Genomic DNA, 1770 nt, shown 5'->3' on the forward strand with positions numbered 1-1770 from the left:
CCCCCCCCCCCCCCCCCCCCCCCCCCCCCCCCCCCCCCCCCCCCCCCTCCCCCGCCAGTCAAAGCCTCAGATGCTGCTCTTGACCCATTCCTTAAGCTGGCTCTTGGGCAGCGCCCCGACTTTCGTCGCCGCCGGCTTGCCGTCCTTGAACAGGATCAGCGTGGGAATCCCGCGCACGGCATAGGCGTTGGGCGTATTGGGGTTGTCGTCGATATTCACCTTGGCAACCGTCAGCTTGCCCTTGAACTCGGCGCCGATCTCTTCCAGCGCCGGGGCGATCATCTTGCACGGGCCGCACCATTCGGCCCAGAAATCGACCAGCACCGGCCCTTCGGCCTTCAGGACATCGCTTTCGAAAGTGGCATCGCTGACGGCCACGGTATTTTCGCTCATCACATCACTCCTCGGGCTTCGTTGGCGGCCCTCTGCCTGCACATGGCGCCGGACCACCGGGATTCAAGTTACGGTCCGTCCGGCACCGCGCCGGGCGCATGCCGCAACAGCAGCGAATCGGGCAACGGCATGATCCGGACCTCCTCGGTCCAGACAAGGGTGCATCGAACCGGCCGATCAGGATAGAGGGCAGCCATCAGCGCCCGGTACGACGCCATCTGGCGCAGATACAGCACCGATGTCGATTCCACGTCCGCCGGCGGCAGCCGGTTGGTCTTGAAGTCGCACAGCAGCACCGCGTCCGGGCAGACGACCATCCGGTCCACCTGCCCCACGATCACGCTGCCCCCGGCCACACCGGCCACCGGCTGCTCCGCCCGGCTGCCGGGGCCGAACAGGGGGGCCAGCGCCGGCTCGTCCATCACCGCCAGCACCTGCCCGGCAATCCGCGCCTGCTCGGCCGGGTCCAGCCCGTTGCCGGGCCGCGCCAGCCAGGCCAGCGCCACCTCCCGCCGCCGCGCGGGCGGATGATCGGGCAGATATTGCAGCAGCGCATGCACGATCTCGCCGCGCCGCAACGCCTGCTCGCGCGCGGCCGGCCGCCGTGCCTGCGCAATGGCCAGCGGCGAGCGCACGGCCGGCTGCGGCCCCAGCGGCGCATCGTCCGGCCGGCTGGGCACCAGCGGCCGCATCAGGGCCGCCTCCACCGGCGGCGGCGTGGCCTTCCACCCCGGCGCGCTGCCCATCCAGTCCGGCAGCGCCGCTGGCACGGCCTCGGCACGCGCCGCCCGCGTCTCCGTCGAGGGCACGGCCGCCGGCGCCTCCAGCACCAGCCGCGTCCCCTCCCAGCCCAGATCGAACGGCCGTTCCTCCGCCCCCGCCTGCTCGAACCCCTGCCGGCACAGGCTGTACCAGCAATCCTCGGCCACGGTGCGCTTCTGCTGCCAGCCACAGACCACCAGCCGGTCGCTGGCCCGCGTCAGCGCCACATAGAGCAGCCGGTGATATTCCTCGGCCGCCGCCTCGCGGATCGTGCGCTGCAACGCGCCGGTCACGTCCACCCCCATCTCGGCGCGCGGCACCCACACCGGCACCTCCAGCCCGGAGACGCCATCGCGCCCCCAGACGATACCGCCATCGCATTTCGCGGCCCCCACCGTGTCGGGCAAAATCACCAGCCGCGCCTGCAACCCCTTGGCGCCATGGGCGGTCATCACCCGCACCATGTCGGCCGCCGCGTCGGGCTCGCGCTTCACCGTTTCCTGCGAGGCCCGCAGCCAGTGCAGGAACCCCTGAAGCGACGCCGGATGCAGCGATTCGTAGCGCAGCGCGGCCGACAGCAGTTCGTCCACCGGCTCCGCCGCCTCCGGCCCCAGC

2 protein-coding genes are annotated in these 1770 nt (G+C 71.7%); both read right to left on the reverse strand.

The genetic code is table 11. The features are described 5' to 3' along the window. Positions 1-66: 66 nt before the first annotated feature. Entirely contained in the window at positions 67-393 is a 327-nt protein-coding gene (trxA, locus tag ABF821_RS19180; RefSeq protein WP_114729005.1) for a thioredoxin TrxA, read from the reverse strand. 68 nt (positions 394-461) lie between these two features. Beyond that, positions 462-1770: 3'-5' exonuclease (locus tag ABF821_RS19185; RefSeq protein WP_415531237.1), on the reverse strand; the 1309-nt coding region annotated here is incomplete at its 5' end.

Source organism: Gluconacetobacter sp. (genome assembly GCF_047721585.1).
In the GTDB taxonomy this organism is placed as follows: domain Bacteria; phylum Pseudomonadota; class Alphaproteobacteria; order Acetobacterales; family Acetobacteraceae; genus Gluconacetobacter; species Gluconacetobacter dulcium.

Bases quoted from the DNA above. Each gene is read 5' to 3' on its own strand.
- trxA (WP_114729005.1), bottom strand. From the start codon at position 393: ATGAGCGAAAATACCGTGGCCGTCAGCGATGCCACTTTCGAAAGCGAT.